This is a genomic window from Paenibacillus sp. JGP012 (assembly GCF_014203995.1).
Lineage (GTDB): Bacteria > Bacillota > Bacilli > Paenibacillales > Paenibacillaceae > Paenibacillus > Paenibacillus silvae.
This window is the reverse complement of the sequence record NZ_JACHKG010000024.1, coordinates 1-16,382: the sequence shown is the minus strand read 5'-3', so window position 1 is coordinate 16,382 and position 16,382 is coordinate 1. Positions and strand designations below refer to the sequence as shown.

The 16,382-nt window shown below is 48.4% G+C and carries 14 protein-coding genes; 4 read left to right on the top strand and 10 right to left on the bottom strand.

What is annotated here, in order from left to right:
* Positions 1–206: 206 nt before the first annotated feature.
* The 3 genes from HNR77_RS22725 to HNR77_RS22715 all read right to left on the bottom strand — a co-directional run bounded on the left by HNR77_RS22725 (position 207) and on the right by HNR77_RS22715 (position 3,811).
* Complete coding sequence (locus HNR77_RS22725) at positions 207–1,508, bottom strand: ABC transporter substrate-binding protein (RefSeq protein ID WP_184189509.1); 1,302 nt, start codon at positions 1,506–1,508, stop codon at positions 207–209.
* 585 nt (positions 1,509–2,093) lie between these two features.
* A complete protein-coding gene (locus HNR77_RS22720; RefSeq protein ID WP_111269202.1) occupies positions 2,094–2,930 on the bottom strand; it encodes a carbohydrate ABC transporter permease in 837 nt (278 codons plus the stop codon).
* On the bottom strand, positions 2,930–3,811 hold the full coding sequence (locus tag HNR77_RS22715; RefSeq protein WP_111269203.1) for a carbohydrate ABC transporter permease: 882 nt from the start codon (positions 3,809–3,811) through the stop codon (positions 2,930–2,932). Before HNR77_RS22715 ends, HNR77_RS22720 begins: the two co-directional genes overlap by 1 nt.
* A 144-nt stretch (positions 3,812–3,955) precedes the next feature.
* Here HNR77_RS22715 and HNR77_RS22710 point away from each other — a divergent pair, with 144 nt between their 5' ends.
* A complete protein-coding gene (locus HNR77_RS22710) occupies positions 3,956–5,791 on the top strand; it encodes a cache domain-containing sensor histidine kinase (protein WP_184189507.1) in 1,836 nt (611 codons plus the stop codon).
* Between the two features lie 5 nt (positions 5,792–5,796).
* Complete coding sequence (locus HNR77_RS22705) at positions 5,797–7,425, top strand: response regulator (RefSeq protein ID WP_184189505.1); 1,629 nt, start codon at positions 5,797–5,799, stop codon at positions 7,423–7,425.
* Between the two features lie 80 nt (positions 7,426–7,505).
* Here HNR77_RS22705 and HNR77_RS22700 read toward each other — a convergent pair whose 3' ends face one another.
* Complete coding sequence (locus tag HNR77_RS22700) at positions 7,506–8,486, bottom strand: arsenic resistance protein (protein ID WP_184189503.1); 981 nt, start codon at positions 8,484–8,486, stop codon at positions 7,506–7,508.
* A 245-nt stretch (positions 8,487–8,731) separates the two neighbouring features.
* Here HNR77_RS22700 and HNR77_RS22695 point away from each other — a divergent pair, with 245 nt between their 5' ends.
* Positions 8,732–9,490: a tryptophan-rich sensory protein gene (locus tag HNR77_RS22695; protein ID WP_184189501.1), complete on the top strand. Its 759-nt coding sequence runs from the start codon at positions 8,732–8,734 to the stop codon at positions 9,488–9,490.
* 130 nt (positions 9,491–9,620) lie between these two features.
* On the opposite strand, the gene HNR77_RS22690 is transcribed toward HNR77_RS22695, so the two are convergent.
* From HNR77_RS22690 to HNR77_RS22675, 4 genes are all read right to left on the bottom strand, one after another.
* Positions 9,621–9,995 (bottom strand): RidA family protein, encoded by a 375-nt coding sequence (locus HNR77_RS22690; protein WP_090918620.1) that lies wholly within the window; start codon positions 9,993–9,995, stop codon positions 9,621–9,623.
* 133 nt (positions 9,996–10,128) lie between these two features.
* Complete coding sequence (locus HNR77_RS22685; RefSeq protein WP_184189598.1) at positions 10,129–10,800, bottom strand: oxidoreductase; 672 nt, start codon at positions 10,798–10,800, stop codon at positions 10,129–10,131.
* Positions 10,801–10,877: 77 nt separating this feature from the next.
* Positions 10,878–12,125, bottom strand: coding sequence for an MFS transporter (locus HNR77_RS22680; RefSeq protein ID WP_184189596.1), 1,248 nt, complete (start codon positions 12,123–12,125; stop codon positions 10,878–10,880).
* A gap of 124 nt (positions 12,126–12,249) precedes the next feature.
* Positions 12,250–13,659 carry a sensor histidine kinase gene (locus HNR77_RS22675; RefSeq protein ID WP_184189499.1) on the bottom strand — a complete coding sequence of 470 codons (1,410 nt, stop codon included), beginning with the start codon at positions 13,657–13,659 and terminating at the stop codon, positions 12,250–12,252.
* A gap of 242 nt (positions 13,660–13,901) precedes the next feature.
* Here HNR77_RS22675 and HNR77_RS22670 point away from each other — a divergent pair, with 242 nt between their 5' ends.
* Positions 13,902–14,555, top strand: a complete 654-nt coding sequence (locus tag HNR77_RS22670; RefSeq protein ID WP_184189497.1) for a phosphatase PAP2 family protein — start codon at positions 13,902–13,904, stop codon at positions 14,553–14,555.
* On the opposite strand, the gene HNR77_RS22665 is transcribed toward HNR77_RS22670, so the two are convergent.
* Both HNR77_RS22665 and HNR77_RS29980 read right to left on the bottom strand, forming a co-directional pair.
* Entirely contained in the window at positions 14,548–16,071 is a 1,524-nt protein-coding gene (locus HNR77_RS22665) for an HD-GYP domain-containing protein (RefSeq protein WP_184189495.1), read from the bottom strand. The two genes, HNR77_RS22670 and HNR77_RS22665, sit on opposite strands and share 8 nt — an antisense overlap.
* Positions 16,072–16,149: 78 nt before the next feature.
* A partial coding sequence (locus tag HNR77_RS29980) for a hypothetical protein (RefSeq protein WP_221443963.1) occupies positions 16,150–16,382 on the bottom strand: 233 nt, incomplete at its 5' end.

Sequence of the window (16,382 nt, the reverse complement as noted above, 5' to 3'; positions counted from 1 at the left end):
CAACCTATTTCCTGAAAAGTTGTCCACATTTAGATGATATACACACAGGATATCCACATATAGTATCAAGCTGATGTAAAAGTTTTATTTTAAAATTTGTAAAGCAGCACAGTTATCCACATTTTCAAGATACATCGATACAATGTCAGGGAAGCAAAGAAGCCAGCTGCAAAAGATGCAACTGGCTTCGAGTACGTATGTTGTCGTTATTTTTTCAAACTATCCCAGTTCTGCTGCAAGCCATCAAGCAATGCCTTTTTGTCAGACTTACCTGCTACATATGCCTGAATTGTGCTGCCGAACTCTTGTGGAACCCCTTCAGGGAAACGACTGAAGTTCCAGCTTAACGTTTTGTTAGCCTGACTGTATTTCATGATATCTGTCGCCAGATCACCCAGCTCCTCCTCAGAAGCCTGAATCGAACTGAATGCCGGGATAAACTTGAATTCTTTCGTCAAATACTGCTTGCCAATGTCGGATGTAACAAGCCAGTCCAGAAAAGCCTTGGCTTCGGTCTTCACTTGGGAGTTTTTGTTCACAACCCAGTTGTTAGGTACGCCTACAAAAAGCTTGTCGTTGGGTTCATTCGTGATCGGCATTGGCAGAATGCCCAGGTTCAAGTCCGGGTTGATGCCGTCAATCTGCACCTGTGTCCAGTTCCCCTGCTGCATCATCGCCGCTTCGCCGCTGGCAAACAGCGTTACCTGTGTGTTGTAGTCTGTTGTCAGCGGGTTTTTGTTGCTGTATTTCAGTGTCAGGTCCAGCAGATTCAGCCATTGATCAAACACAGGGTTGCCTGGAATCTTCTCTGTGCCTTCGTTCAGTCCTTGAATGAATTTTACCGGGTCTGCCTGATTCGCAAAGGCTACATTGACGTTGTGATTCCCCAGCACCCACCACTCCTGATAACCGTTGGAGAATGGTGTAATGCCTGCGTCCTGCAGCTTCTTCGCCGCTTGATCCAGCTGTTCCAGCGTTGTCGGGATTTCTGTGATGCCCGCTTTGGCGAACAGATCCTTGTTATAAATGAATCCGTACCCTTCCAGCGCGAGCGGCTGTCCATACAGCTTGCCATCCTTGGTCATTGGCTCTTTGGCAACTTCCAGTACATCTTTGACCCATGGCTCGTCGGACAGGTCCTCCAGATATTCAAGCCAGGTATCCAGTTCACGGTATCCACCTACGTTGAAAATGTCCGGCTGTTCGCCTGCCGCAAACTTGGCTTTGAGCGCTGCACCGTAGTCACTTCCGCCCCCTACTGTCTGAATATCCAGCTTGATGCCTGGATGGGAAGATTCATATTCAGCTTTGAGACGATTAAGTGCTTCGGCAATTTCAACTTTGTATTGGAAAATTTTTATCGTTTTGGTGCCGGCCGCAGCTTCACCGCCGCCATTCTGAGCATCTGTATTTACTGGACTGCCGCTCTTGTCACCATTCCCGCACCCTGCAAGCATCACCGAAAAAGCAATTAACATCAGGAACGATAACTTTGTCATTCTTTTCATAGATACACTCTCCCCTGTCGTAGTTTCAGTATAACCGCTTGCTCGTTCTTACTCTCTTGCTTTGATCTGCTTTTACTTCGAATGACCCATGCCTTGCCCTCTTCTTCTCTTTATTACTATATAGATGAACCAACACATTCACACAACGTGTGCATGCGCGGCTGATCTTAGGTTAAATCCGTTCGCTTTGATACTCGGGGGCTTCCTTGCTCTCACACATTCAGGCCCCGAGAAGCAACAGCGACCGTAAGCGCACATAAAGCCGGAGCGACCTGCCATCGCACTTCACCTTTTACGGAACCTCATTCTGTTTATCCCTTGCTTAGGTACTTCCCCGCTCTGCTCTGACGCATCTGCCCAAGCCCTGCGGGCAGATGGGCCCTTTGCCACCTCCGTGCGAGGCACGGAGCGGAGGCTTTATGATGCGCTGGAGGAGCGCAGCGTTCGCCTTTGATACTCGGGGGCTTCCTTGCTCTCAACCATTCAGGCCCCCGAGGAGCAACAGCGACCGTAAGCGCACATAAAGCCGGAGCGACCAACCCTCGCACTCCCCCACACATAAAGCCGGAGCGACCTGCCATCGCACTACCCTTTCACGGACCCCGCAGTAATGCCCTGGATAATATACTTCTGCATGAGCAGGAAGAAAATAATGATTGGCATGATGCCCAGCACCAGAGCGGGCAGTGCGAGATCCCACTGCTTCGTATATTGACCGAACAACGCAAAGGTTGCGATCGGAATGGTGCGCAGATTGGAGCTTTGCAGGATCAGGGAAGGAAGCAGATAGTCATTCCAGATCCAAAGTGTATTCAGAATAATGACGGTTACATACATCGGTTTCATCAGCGGGAAAACAATCCGAAAGAATACCCCGTATACCGAGCTTCCATCAACCCGGGCAGCCTCTTCAATTTCCAGGGGAACCGATTTGACGAAGCCGTGAAACAGAAAGATCGACATCGGGGCCCCGAACCCGAGATAACAGATGATCAGTCCACCCAGACTGTCGATCAGCCCCAGATTGCTGGTTACCGTAACAAGTGGAATCATGATAGACTGAAACGGAATCACCATCGCAGCGATGAACAAGCCGAACAGAATCCGGTTAAAGCGTGTATTGCTGCGTACCATGCGGTATGCGGCCATAGAACTGATCAGCACGAGCAGCAGATTGCTGACAATCGTTACGATTAGCGAATTGATGAGCGCTGACGGAAAGCTGATTTTCTCCCAGGCATTAGCGTAGTTGCCCCACTGGAATGCTTCAGGCCATGCAGCGGAGTTGGTTAGCAGATCACCAAACGTTTTGACCGAGTTCACAAACAGGAAGTAAAACGGAATCAGGAACAATAACCCGATAAGCACCATGACAATTTCAGTAATCACAGTACCGAAGCGGTAATTTTTCGTCGTCTCCATCAGGCTTCTACCTCCTTGCTCTTCGTCACACGTACCTGAACCATCGTGATGATCGCTACAATGATAAAGAATATAAATGCTTTAGCAGTTCCGATCCCGTATCGGTTGTTAACAAAGGCTTCGTTATAGATGTTCAGTGCAACCGACTCGGTTGATCCAAACGGACCACCCTTGGTGAGCGACAGGTTGAGATCGAACATTTTGAAGGACCAGGAGATCGCCAGGAACAAACAGATCGTTACACCAGGCATAATGAGTGGTAAAATAATGCTCCGTAACACCTGCCAGCGGCTGGCTCCATCAATTTCAGCGGCCTCCAGCAGATCAGGGGATACATTCGTCAAGGATGAGATGTAGATAACCATCAGATATCCAGCAGTCTGCCATACAAATACGATGACAATTCCCCAGAAGGCTGTCGGTTCATCGCCCAGCCACGGGAGGTTGAAAAAAGACCAACCGGTCACGTCGCCTACTGCTGAAAACCCTTTCACAAATATGAACTGCCAGATAAAGCCGAGCAACAACCCGCCGATGACGTTAGGCATAAAAAAGATAGTACGCAGCACATTTCTCGTCTTGAGCGGTTTGGTCAGGAAATAAGCCAGAAAAAAACCGATCACATTGGTGAGAAGCACCCCCACCACAGTAAAGCGCACCGTAAACCAGAACGCGGTCTGAAACTTGGGATCGTTTGCAAAAATATGCACGAAGTTATCAAGGCCTACCCAGTTCACGCTGGCGGATACTCCATTCCAATCTGTAAAGGAATACACCATGCCAAGCAGGAAAGGGACCACGATGATGAGAATAAAAAACACAACGGAGGGACCCACGAACACAAGCTGCTGTAACAGCTGTGAAGACTTGCGATGCTTCATATCGTTCTCCCCTTCTATAGATGGATGATATTGGTCTCTTTTTTTATTAAACTCCAAAATCGTGAAGGGAAACACCGACACTCGTGAACAGTTGGGTGTAAAATATTGTCCTCTCTTGACGAGCAGCCAGAAGGGGTGTAACTGATGTCCAAATATTACAGTATCCGCACCAAGCTGATTGCCTTTATGCTGATTGCAACCACTATACCGCTTCTGGCGTCCATCAGCATGACATTTATTCAAACCAAGACAGCCTTGCGGGAGCAGGCCCTGGAAGAGAATAAACGTCTTATCTATCAGGCTTCAACCAATCTCAACAATTACGTTGATAATGTGGCACGAGCCTCGCTCGCCGTATACAACGACCCTAACTTCCTGCGTAATCTCGCCAAACTGCCAGGTGATTATCGGGCCGTTGCCGAGGTATATACCACATTGCAAACAATCAAGGCCGCTGTACCGGATGTGTTTCAGCTTTACCTGCATTCCTTTGCATCCAACCAGTCCACCTTGATAACAAGCCCTTTTCCGAAACGGGAGGAACGCAAGCAAGCCTATTCCGATTCACTGCATGGCCAGGCAGGGTCAGGAAGCTCCGATATCTGGGTGGAATCCGCACATATGAGCCATACCTATGGCTTCAAGGCCGCTTCTCCCGATGATTCACCAAGAACGGTCATAACCCTGCATCGAATCATTCGGGACATCCCTTCCCCTGAACGACTTGGTGTGCTGGCTATTGATCTTAACATGAACAGCATTGCTGCAATCTGCAGCAGACTATATGACCCGGGCAAAGAACAGATCTATGTCGTGGATGGACAGAATCGGATTGTCTATCAAGGACGCACAGAGGTACAAGGGGCGGGTGATGCCAATCATCTGCAATCGGTAGCAGCGAACGCACTGCAGGACGGTCAGGCTCATACCGGCGAAGCGCGGAATGCAGAGGGGCATTTCGAGCAGGATCATTCGATGTATGTATATCAGCAGCTCGGAAACAGCTATGCAGACTGGACCATCGTGAAACAGATTCCTAACGAAACGTTATATGCAAGAGCTACTTCGCTCACCTGGAATAATGCCATGATTGCCATTGCAGCGCTTGTACTTGTAATCGTTGCGACCTTGTTTATTTCCATTCGCATCACAGGTCCGCTCAAACAGCTGATGCGGTATATGAACCAGATTCAGGCAGGCCGTCTGCATGTGGATATTCACCTGTCGAGCCGGGATGAATTCGGGGTACTTGCTAGACATTTCCGGGATATGATGGATACGGTCAATAACCTGATTTTGCGGGAATACCAGCTTGAGCTTGCTAACAAGACCAATCAGCTCAAAGCGTTACAAGCACAGATTCACCCGCATTTTCTCTACAACACCTTGCAGTCGATCGGTACACTGGCATTGCAGCAGCAAGGAAAACGGGCTTACACCCTGCTATCTTCTCTATCCAAAATGCTGCGCTACAGCATGCGGGACCAGACCTGTGTAACTCTCCGTGAAGAAGCAGAGCACGCCCGGTTGTATCTGGAGCTGCAGCAGGAACGCTTCGGTGAACGCCTTGAGGTGCAGATGCAATTTGCCGAGGACACCTTATCTGTACAGATGCCCCGGATGACACTGCAGCCGTTAATTGAAAATTACTTTAAACATGGTGCAGATATACAGCCGGGAAAAGGCTACATCTCAATCACCAGCCGCTTCGTGCAGGAACACTGGATCGAAATAGAATTGATCAACAATGGGCCCGCTATTCCTGAAGACAAACTGAATGAAATCCGAAGCTGGCTTCAACCACAAGAAACAGCAACGGAAATGATGCAGGAATCGGAAATGACGGAATCCATCGGCCTTCGAAACGTTGCACGCAGACTTGCTCTGAACTCCCACCCGGACAAACCTTCCAGAATCGAAATGCATAATATCCGGTCAGGCGGTGTGAAACTTCTAGTCAAACTATACGCGGGAGAGTGAACTACATGAAAGCACTGCTTGTCGATGATGAACAACATGTCCGTCATGCCATCCAGCTTCTCGGTAATTGGGAGGAAGTAGGCATAGACGTATTGCTGGAAGCAGCAGATGGACACGAAGCAATCGAAGCGATTACAGCTCATCAGCCGGAAATCATACTTAGTGATATGCGCATGCCTGGCAAGGATGGCATGGCATTGCTTGAATGGATATCGGCTCATAACCCCCACAGTAAGGTCATTGTCATCAGCGGGTATGACGACTTTGAACTGGTCAGGCACGCCATTCGCCACGGCGGCATGGATTATTTGCTGAAGCCCGTTGAGGCCGAAGAATTGAATGCCTCTTTGCTCAAGGCAGTGAAGGCCTGGATGGATGAGGAGACTTCACGTACAGAATCTGCCAGACAATCCATCGTCGTGAACCGGATGCGGCCGCATTATCAGGATCGTCTGCTGACAGAGCTGGCGATCGGCAGAGGCAGCAGATCCGCGCACATCCAGCGTTTACAGGAGGAATTGAACCTGCCCTGCCATATTCCAGTATGCAGCGTGGCCGTCACCAGCCTGTCGCATCTGGACGCCGATTGTCTGGCTAAATATCGCAGCCAGCCTGACCTGCTGATATTCTCGGTGCTGAATGTCTGCGCAGAGATGCTGAGCACCCCGGCAGAAGGTGTTAGTTTCCATCAGCTTAATCAGCCTGATGAAATTGTGCTGCTTCACTGGGGTTCGCAGTCCTCACTGGAACACATTCTTGGTACCATTAATGATGGATTGGAGCAGACCATTCAGCGCCGGCTTCATTTTGGCATATCGTCTTGTAAGAACTACCCTGAAGGCATATCAGCAGCCTACCTGGAAGCCAGCTCCACATTGTGGAGGCGTAATATTTTGCTCACACGTCAGCGTATTCACTCCACCACAGAAACGACTAGCAGAAATAAAGGCAAGCGGCTCACCTCCTTCGAAGAGCCCATGCGTATTGCAGCCATGAGCTGCAGCGCTGCCAGTATTTCTGCTGCAGTAGCTGAGTGGCTTGATCCGTTCACAGAGCTTGAGGCCATCAGCGCAGAGCAGCTGCAGCTGTGGATTCAGGAACTGGAATGGATGCTGGGCCGCTGGTTGGAAGACAGAGAACATACTACCGTTCATGAAGAAAAATCTGATGAAGAACAAGAGCCTCCGTTGACCGAGCTACCGTTTGATTCTGAAGGATTGCTCTCTTTTTCTCTGCTACGATCTTTACTGGAGCACCGTCTGCTCGCAGCCGGGAAAGCAATTACCGCTCAGCATCACACCGATCCTGATCCAATGACTGAAATTGCGCGCTACATGGACGCTCATTATCAGGAGGACTTGTCATTACAGCAGATCGCCGCACGTTTCTACCTGAGCAGAGAGTACATCTCCCGCAAATTCAAACAGCAGTTCGGGCTGAACTGGTCGGAATATCTGGGCAAGCTGCGAATTAACAACGCCAAGCTGCTGCTGCATAATCCGTCACTTCGAGTTGCTGCCATCTCGGAGATGGTTGGTTTTCAGGATGAGAAGTATTTCAGCAAGGTGTTCAAAAAGATCGAAGGCATCACCCCTGCCGAATATCGAAAAACGGTACTGCACACAGGTACATAACAAATCTGTTTGCATTGAAAAGAGGACTTCTCGACATCATCTGTCAGGAAGTCCTCTTCACGTAATACCAATCGATGGTTTCACCCTCCTTCGACTTTCTGATCCCGCAGGATTACGTCAGGTACTAGACGGATATAAATCAGTTCTCCCGCAAGCTCTACCATTGTCTGAGTGACAATGACCGCCGCGGCGATGGAAGCCCACTCCGGGGATAGCGATAAAGCCAGCGGCAGAACAACCAATGAATTACGGGTGGCAGCACTGAAGATCAGTGCCCGGCCTGCACCTGTATCCAAGTGGAAGAGCTTTGCAATAATCCGGGATATCAGGGGCATAATGATTAGAAAAGCAACATAGAACGGTATAACCTTCAGAACGGTCCCCAAATCGTGATAAACCTTACCGATCTGCGAGGCAACGACTGCGGTTAAAGCAAGAGCCATCATTGGAACTGGCAGCCATGCTGTAACATTAAGCACTCGTTGTCCGGTCACATTTCTTTTGGAGAAAACCAGAGTAAGCACCGCCAGCAGCAGCGGAATCACGATCAGGAACAGGAAAGCCTCTGCAAATGGCCGGGCCTGCATCATTCGAGCTGCATCTGTGCCCAGGAAAATCCAGAGATACACAGGAAGCAGGAGCATCTGTACCACGAACAGCACCGGGGTCGCTGCCAGCACCAATCTCTCATTCCCCCGTCCTAACTGTGTAAATACGATAACGTAGTCAATACATGGGGTTAGCAGTACAAGATATACGCCGATCAGAACGGCTGGTGATTGTGGAAACAGAAAGGTAAGCAGCCACACCACAACAGGTACAACGATAAAATTAACCACGAGCAGTGCAGACATAAAACGCAGATTCATCCAGGACGCTTTGAGCTCCAGAAAAGGAATCTGGACAAACATGCTGTATAACAGCACAGCCAGAATGGGAGACACTGCTTGATGAATAATGTTTCCCGATTCCGGAGCGGAAAGACCTATCCATGCTCCCGCAAGCAGGGCTGCTACATACAGCCAGGTTTGCTGCTTCTCCATCATTTCTCTAGTAAACATTGGCTCCCCCTTCGTGTGGACCGGCATCTATGAGCATCTATAGGTATATTTGCGCCAGTTCTGGCGTACATTGGGACAGATGACAGCTCCGTTCCCGTAACATCGCTTCAAACCCGTCGTCCCGAAAATAAACAAGTATCCCTTACTTTTGATGCAGTCATTATTAGAACACGCCATTCGTGGGTAAATTCATTGTAGACTGACCCGCGGTTCATTTGAAATTGTTAAACTAAGGAGGAGACGCCATGTCCCGCAACAATCCGTACAAATGGTTAAATGCCCTCGGTTTTATTGCTGTTATTATTGTGAACTATCTCTCCAATGCACTGCCGATCGGCGGCAGGACCAACAAGGAAGTATCGGACATGTACCCTGTACTGCTGACCCCTTCCGGTTATGCCTTTGCGATCTGGGGTCTGATCTACCTGCTTCTGGCAGGTTTCGTCATCTATCAGTTTGTTCCTGCATCCTGGAAAAATGATTCGATTACCCGCCTTGGCTACTGGTTTCTAATCAGCTGTGTTTTTAATGTGGCCTGGATCTTTGCTTTTCAAAATCTGCACATCGGACTCGCGCTAATCATTATCATACTTCTTCTGCTGAGCTTGATTGTACTGTATGTAAGAACACGTGAGATCACCATGCCCACCACTGCTGAAATATGGCTTGTCAAACTGCCGTTTAGCATATATCTCGGCTGGGTCAGTGTGGCTACGATCGTTAACGCGGCGGTCTTTCTATACAAAATCGGTTGGAATGGATTCGGCATCAGTGAAACCGCATGGACAATCATTATGCTGATTGTTGGTTCCGTATTGGCTGTGCTGGTCAGCTTCCGATACCGCGACAGTGTATACCCGCTCGTATTCACCTGGGCATATATCGCCATTGCACTGAAACAAAAGGACGTCACCTCGGTCTATTACACAGGAATCATCCTGGCCATTGTTCTCGCAGTGTATGCTGTATGGCTGTTCTTCGCCCGTAATCAAGACCGGGATTAAATAACTCCTTTTATTATAAAACAAAACGACAGCAAAAAGCCGATTGCGGGTCAATTCACCCTTGAATCGGCTTTTTGCTGTAATCGTATGCAGACAGGATGGCACCCCCGTAAGAGGGCGACCCAGCATGCTATTTCAATGCGATAACTTCAATCTCCACCAAAGCATCTTTGGGCAGACGCGCAACCTCTACAGCACTACGTGCAGGGTAAGGCTGGGTGAAGAAGCTGCTGTATACTTCATTGACCGGAACAAAATCATTCATGTCTTTGAGGAACACCGTTGTTTTGACCACTTTATCCATGCTGGTGCCTGCGGCTTCCAGAATGGCTTTCACGTTGCTTAGAGACAAACGAGTCTGCTCCTGAACATCTGCTCCGAATTCACCCGTTTGCGGATTCAGACCAAGCTGACCTGATGTATAGATGAAGTCACCTGCATCTACCGCCTGACTGTATGGACCGATAGCACCTGGTGCCTGCTCGGTCGAGATTGCTTTTTTCATTCGACAGCTTCTCCTTTGTGTTCGCTGCCCTGCCGCCAATTTAGGTGTACAAGGCGTTGCTGTTATTTTAAAACCTATTATATCATGCTGCAATTCAGGGGAGAAACGCTTGTTTTCCTGTATCACACAAGCCCTAATTCCCCTGCACTCCAACAACATGAATCACATCATTAGGATACACGTGAATGCCTGCGGTCTGAACGATGGCGATATTCCTCATCGCTTGAGCAATCGTTGACGCTTGTACAGCACGGTACTTGGCTGGTGTCCAGCGATCCAGCCATTTCATCGCATGGGCAGCGAGTTCCTCACCAAAGCGCTTCTCTCCGCGGTCACCCAGAATAAGTGACGGACGGAAGATGTGCAGGGAACGGAAGCCGATATCGGAGAGTGCATCCTCCATCTCTCCCTTGGTTCGGCTGTAAAACACACGCGAACTCGCATTGGCTCCCATAGAGGAAATAACGAGCATCTGTTCCACACCATGCTGCTTTGCCAGCACAGCTGCACGAACCGGATAATGGAAATCGACTTCGCGGAATTGCTCCTGACTGCCCGCTTTTTTGATCGTGGTGCCCAGACAGCAGTAGAGATCTTCGATCCCTTCAAACAAGTATCCCTGACCTTCGAGCTGTTCGAAGTCCACAACGTATTGCTTCAGTCTAGGGTTTTCCAGATCAAGCCTGCGTCTGACCAGAATGCGAACCTCACTGTATGCGGGGTGCTCGAGCAGGCTGTTAACCAAAAGCCCGCCCACCAGCCCGGTAGCCCCGATCACCATCGCTTTACGCTCAGGATGATGCATCTCTCCAACCACCCCTATCTGTTCATATATAAAGCTGAAAATCAAATCGATGATTGTCGTGATCAGCATTTCCGTTTCTATTTCAAAAGCACACGTCGTCCCAACGTAAATGTAAGCAGCAGCATAACTGCACCAACACCCACCTGGAACCCGTAAGTAGAAATCCAGAGCGTCGCTTCCGAAAGTGTTTCCATCTTCTCATAGAGCCAACCGCCAATCAGCGGACCGATGAACGAGGTTACCCCCGTCAGTGCCGAATATACGGCGACAAACATCGGTCTTTCACTTTTTGGTGTATCTCCAATCGTAAAATTAAATGCGAGCTGGTTAAAGCCGCCTACACCGATGCCGAGGAAAATGTGGGACAGAAACAATGCAACCAATATCGGAGCAAAGGACATCAAACCCCAGGACAGACAGGACAACGCTATAACAGGCAGTGTCCAGAATAACAGCGTTTTGTTGCTGTATCTTGCATTCAGATTGCCCCAGATATAAAATCCGGCCATCATCACCAGGGTCTGAACCACCGTAATCAGGGAGACCATCTGATAACTTACCTTCAACAGGTCCAGCATGACGTAGGAATACAGGGGAACAATTAATGTCTGAATCAACAGCCACAGCGCCAGAAAAACAGTCGCCTTCAAGAAGGCCCGATCCTGAAACGGCTTGATGAACATACGGGAAAATGACTTTTCTGTCGAGCGCTCAAACGGCATATCGGGGTAAAAGAAATAGATTACCGTATTGGCAATGGCACAGATCCAAACGGGAATGAACAGGATCAGAAAACCCGTTTCCCCCGGATAACGGTCCAGCAGAATGCCTCCGCCAAACAAGCATACGCTTCCAAGTGCATTCAGAATCGTATTTCGTATCCCGAAATAACGTCCTCTTACCTTGGCAGGCACGATATCCCCAATGAGGGAGGTCCAGATCATACCGCCGATGGTATTACATATAAAAGCGATAGTATATAAGCCAATATAAACACTGACCCACCATTCCTTGGGGAACATGAACGGAATCAATCCCGTTGCACTCCACAAAATACGGTGAGCCCCGACAAACAGCAGAAGCATGCGCTTCCGGCTGCGAATACGCTGCATCCAGTATGCAGCACCGATCTGAGCGATGTTAACAAAGGTCGTAATGGCGAGCACAAAGCCGATATGCCTTGACCCCGCCCCAAGATACAGCAAAAACCCGGTTAGAAATGGGCCGCCAAGCAGCGTCTGCAAAATAATTGCCGGCACGCCCTCCCATGTTGCAATCGATAAATTCGTGCGTTGTGTCGAACCCTTGCGCCGCGGCTTGCTCATGAACGAAGAGGGGTTCATCTTGACCATCTTCTGTATGGGGATACACTCCTTAGACCGGGTTATGCTTTGCCGGCCAATGCTAGTTGTCACCCCAAATTCTACTCACGGCACGAAGGTTGTCAACTCATTTTTTCACGGTCAACGGAAGGTGAAGATGGAAGATGCTTCCTTTACCTGCTGCGCTCTCAAGTTCAATAGAACCGCCGAGCAATCTGGCCAAATCCCTGCTGATGGAAAGGCCGAGCCCGGTGCCCCCGAATTTCCGGCTTATAGAGCCGTCCGCCTGTTGAAATGCTTCAAATATGGAATGATGCTTGTCCTCCGGAATGCCAATGCCGGTGTCCTGTACAGAGAAAACGAGCCAGTCGCTAACAATATTCGCTTGCTTCGTTTGTTTGGTGCTTACTGTAAGGGTAACCTTTCCCCGAGGAGTAAACTTGATTGCATTGGACATCAGATTGCGTAAAATCTGCTGCACGCGCTGTGGATCAGACCAGAGTGTATCTGGCAGTCCGGCTTTCTTATCCAGAACGAGCTCGATCCCCTTTTTGTCTGCAACCAGCTGAAAATGATTCATCGCATCCTCAACTAGCTGGTTAAGGCTGATATCCTCCAGTACAATATCCAGCCGGCCTGCTTCGACTTTGGATAAATCGAGAATATCATTAATCAGCCTGAGCAGCTCCTGCCCGGATTGATCAATCATGTCTGCAAAACGGATAATCTCCTCCTGCTCCATCGTATCGGCATTTTCACTAATCATCTGGGCAAAGTTGATTACACTGTTCAGCGGTGTCCGCAATTCATGGGACATATTCGCCAGAAACTCGGACTTGTACTGGGAAGCAATCATGAGCTGCTTTGCCCGGTCCTCCAGCACAATCTGCGCCTTCTGAAGTTCCTCCTTCTGGAGGGACAATAGCCGATTTGTACTCTGAATGAGCAGAATCCGATTCTGCTCGTTCTGAAAATCCCGCAAAATAAACGCAAATATCAGACTGAGCACGATGCCGATCGGAAGTGTATACGGCATAATATGGGAAAAGAAATACGCGGGCGGAATGACGCCAAGAAAAGCGATGTTCACACTATTTACAACGTTGACGATGACGGTAACCACAATGCCTTTGACAATCAGTCTGTAGCTGCTTCGTCTCATCCAGATGTTCAAGCCCGCACACAGCACTCCAAGAATGGTCATATTATAAACCGCGGCAATCGTAGCATCTGTAATGCCAAAGGTTAACCTAGATAAACCTATGCCTACACCTACAATAATGACACTGTAGGGTTGTCTGTACGTCAATACGGCGACAATTAAAGGTACGTAACGAAGATCAAACACAACTTCATCAGTAAGCTGAAATCCAAATACGGTACTGATCCAGCCGGCAAAAATAAGCGCGAACACGGAACTGATCTGTTTCACTCGGGACGAGGCACGTATTACGATATATTTGTAGAATACACTTGCCAGGTAAGCGATCGTAATAAGCATGCCCATATTGAGTACGAACATCTTCGAAAATTGCATTGATTCACTCCTGTTGTCCGACGTTTAAACCCAAGTGCTTGCTTTTTTGTATTTGGTTATATCATATCATGCTAAAACCACCACGGCATGAAATCTCCATCAAAAAAGAAACAAAAAAAAGGCACAAATTCAACATTTAAAATGTGTGCAGGACGTAGTAAAATATATTGTTGTTTAATTTTTATCTTTTACCGCTGTACTCATGTTTGTTTCCAAAACATGATGAAAGGAGAAGTTGGGCCATGCACGTGTTAAAAAGTAAATCCTATTGGTTATCGTTAAGTCTGATGTTATCACTGGCTGTCATGGGCATGTTTTATGATATTCTGAACAGTCCGGAGCGCGGATATGTTGTCCTGAACTCTCCGATGGATCAGATGCTTCCATTTATACCTGCGATGTCGATTCCTTATTTGGGATGGTATCCGTTTGTGTTCGGTGTGCTCGCTTATCTCTGTGCGAAGGATCGTCTTATGTATTATCGTGTCCTGTTGTCCATGAACATCTGTGTCTGGATCTGTTACCTGATCTATTTCAACTTCCAGACTATGGTTCCTCGCCCTGAACTGACCGCGGCTGGTCCAGGCTCGACCGTGATTAGCTGGCTCTACAGTCAGGACCGACCGTTCAACTGTTTTCCCAGCATTCATGCCCTGCACTCTTATCTCGTTATGCGCGCTGTCCTGTCCGTCTCCAATATCCGCAGATTCATCAAGGTCCTGGTCTCTGCCGGGGCAGCCCTGATCATTATATCAACACTGCTTATCAAACAACATGTCATTTACGACGCACTCGGCGCAATTGTTCTCGGTGAATGTATCTTCACCATCATTACGGGACTTGCCCTTCACCGGCGGCGCAGAAAAGAATCCAAATGGACGGAGGGGATCAGCTAATCCCCTCGTTCGACTTGGTTTCCAGATGTTTCTGTCTTCTCCACTCGTCAATAAACAATCCTGCAAAATAGGGATCCCACTGGGTCCCTTTTCCTTCTTCCAGAATCATCAACGCTTTCTCATCACTCATGCCATTCCGGTACGGACGGTCTGACGTCATCGCATCGAAAGCATCAGCCACCGCAATAATTCGTCCAAACAGCGGAATATCCTCACCTGCCATACCATCCGGATATCCTTTGCCATCATATCTTTCGTGGTGGGATCGTACGCCTGGTAAAAAGTCAGCCATGGCATCCACAGGTTCAATCTGAAGTAAAATACTTTCGCCTAACACAGGGTGTGTGCGAATAATGGCAAATTCCTCATCGCTGAGCTTACCGTCTTTTAACAATACCTCGTCTGGTATACCAATTTTGCCGATGTCGTGAAGCAGTGCAGACTTGTATAACAAATCGGCCTGTTCTTCGTTCATTCCGCTCAGTCTTCCGATCAGAATGGAATACTCCGCTACACGCATGGAGTGCCCCGCTGTATATTTATCCCGGGCATCAAGGGCAGCAGCCAGCAGCGAGAAGTAACTTTGCAGCAGCTGCCGATTGCGCTCCTGTCTCATCTCCAGTCGGTTAATCATCACGTTGAATCCGGAGATCAAGGCCGAAAATTCATCTGCATACAGATCCGGTGTTCTTCTGCCAAAGTCTCCCCCCTGTATGCGAATCATCTCTTGGGTCAGCTCCGTCACCGGATCACGGACATCCCGAATTAACAGCCAGCTGCCCACTAGAGCAAATCCGGCTCCCAGAATAACGATAAGCACACCCCAAAAGGTATATTCCTTAGCAAACTGCTGATCTATGTATTGAAGCCTTATATACGTAGCCAGAAAAAATAAACATAGCGGAAATAACCCGATAAGTGCCGTACTGATTTGAAATTTTCGTCTCATCGAAACAAGTACTCGTCCACCTAATGAAGGTTCAACGCCGTACAATATCTTGCCCCTGCGACGTACCTCAAGTAACAGAGGTCTTACTGCCCTTACTGCAAGATAATACTCAATCAGTGCATGCATAATGCCGATCAGGAACGCACACGCAGCTGCAATGCCAACAAATTCATACGGGATTTCTAACCAGCCTGTGCAGATCATCCAGAGTGTAAAACCGGCTGCAGGCAGGGAGAAGCCTAACATATGCGGTCCGATAATACGATATATGGTCTGTCCTGGAAAGCGGTGAATTCTCTCGTACATTAGCTCTAATTCGGCCTTCTCATGGTGCTCTGCGGCAAAAAAATGCCTGATCGGACCCAGCTGAAACCACAGCGTAATCAGCTCAGCAACCAGCATGAACAGAATGGAGATGAGTACGATGACAACTAATCGAACATATTGGATATGGGGTACTTGCAAGGTTGAAACCATGATTACTGTGCCCACAACAAAGATGGCTGTTAATGAACCAATCAGATAGTTGCGCAGCAGACGGAAGATAAATGCACGGTATACTTCCAATCTAATCCCTCGCTCTCTATGTCTAACCAGTTCTGCCCTGATAAAAAAGGGAGATTATAGGATGCTCACTCCATTTATTTATCGGTTGCTCAGGTCAAAAAAATTAATAAAGTCATTTGATTTATCCTGCATCTTCACCCGCAGCTTGTCTCGAATGATATGATCGTCATCTCCCTCGATGTTATGTGTAATTTTTAAATGACTTCGGGGCTGATAACAATCGAGTAGGAGGCTACCCATTAGTTGAGTAGCCGACCTCTCACACCACCGTACGTACCGTTCGGTATACGGCGGTTCAACCGCTTGCGTGC

Bases quoted from the DNA above. Each gene is read 5' to 3' on its own strand.
- HNR77_RS22670 (WP_184189497.1), top strand. From the start codon at position 13,902: ATGCACGTGTTAAAAAGTAAATCCTATTGGTTATCGTTAAGTCTGATG.
- HNR77_RS22700 (WP_184189503.1), bottom strand. From the start codon at position 8,486: ATGTTTACTAGAGAAATGATGGAGAAGCAGCAAACCTGGCTGTATGTA.
- HNR77_RS22690 (WP_090918620.1), bottom strand. From the start codon at position 9,995: ATGAAAAAAGCAATCTCGACCGAGCAGGCACCAGGTGCTATCGGTCCA.
- HNR77_RS22695 (WP_184189501.1), top strand. From the start codon at position 8,732: ATGTCCCGCAACAATCCGTACAAATGGTTAAATGCCCTCGGTTTTATT.
- HNR77_RS22725 (WP_184189509.1), bottom strand. From the start codon at position 1,508: ATGAAAAGAATGACAAAGTTATCGTTCCTGATGTTAATTGCTTTTTCG.
- HNR77_RS22720 (WP_111269202.1), bottom strand. From the start codon at position 2,930: ATGGAGACGACGAAAAATTACCGCTTCGGTACTGTGATTACTGAAATT.
- HNR77_RS22715 (WP_111269203.1), bottom strand. From the start codon at position 3,811: ATGAAGCATCGCAAGTCTTCACAGCTGTTACAGCAGCTTGTGTTCGTG.
- HNR77_RS22675 (WP_184189499.1), bottom strand. From the start codon at position 13,659: ATGCAATTTTCGAAGATGTTCGTACTCAATATGGGCATGCTTATTACG.
- HNR77_RS22680 (WP_184189596.1), bottom strand. From the start codon at position 12,125: ATGAGCAAGCCGCGGCGCAAGGGTTCGACACAACGCACGAATTTATCG.
- HNR77_RS22705 (WP_184189505.1), top strand. From the start codon at position 5,797: ATGAAAGCACTGCTTGTCGATGATGAACAACATGTCCGTCATGCCATC.
- HNR77_RS22685 (WP_184189598.1), bottom strand. From the start codon at position 10,800: ATGCATCATCCTGAGCGTAAAGCGATGGTGATCGGGGCTACCGGGCTG.
- HNR77_RS22710 (WP_184189507.1), top strand. From the start codon at position 3,956: ATGTCCAAATATTACAGTATCCGCACCAAGCTGATTGCCTTTATGCTG.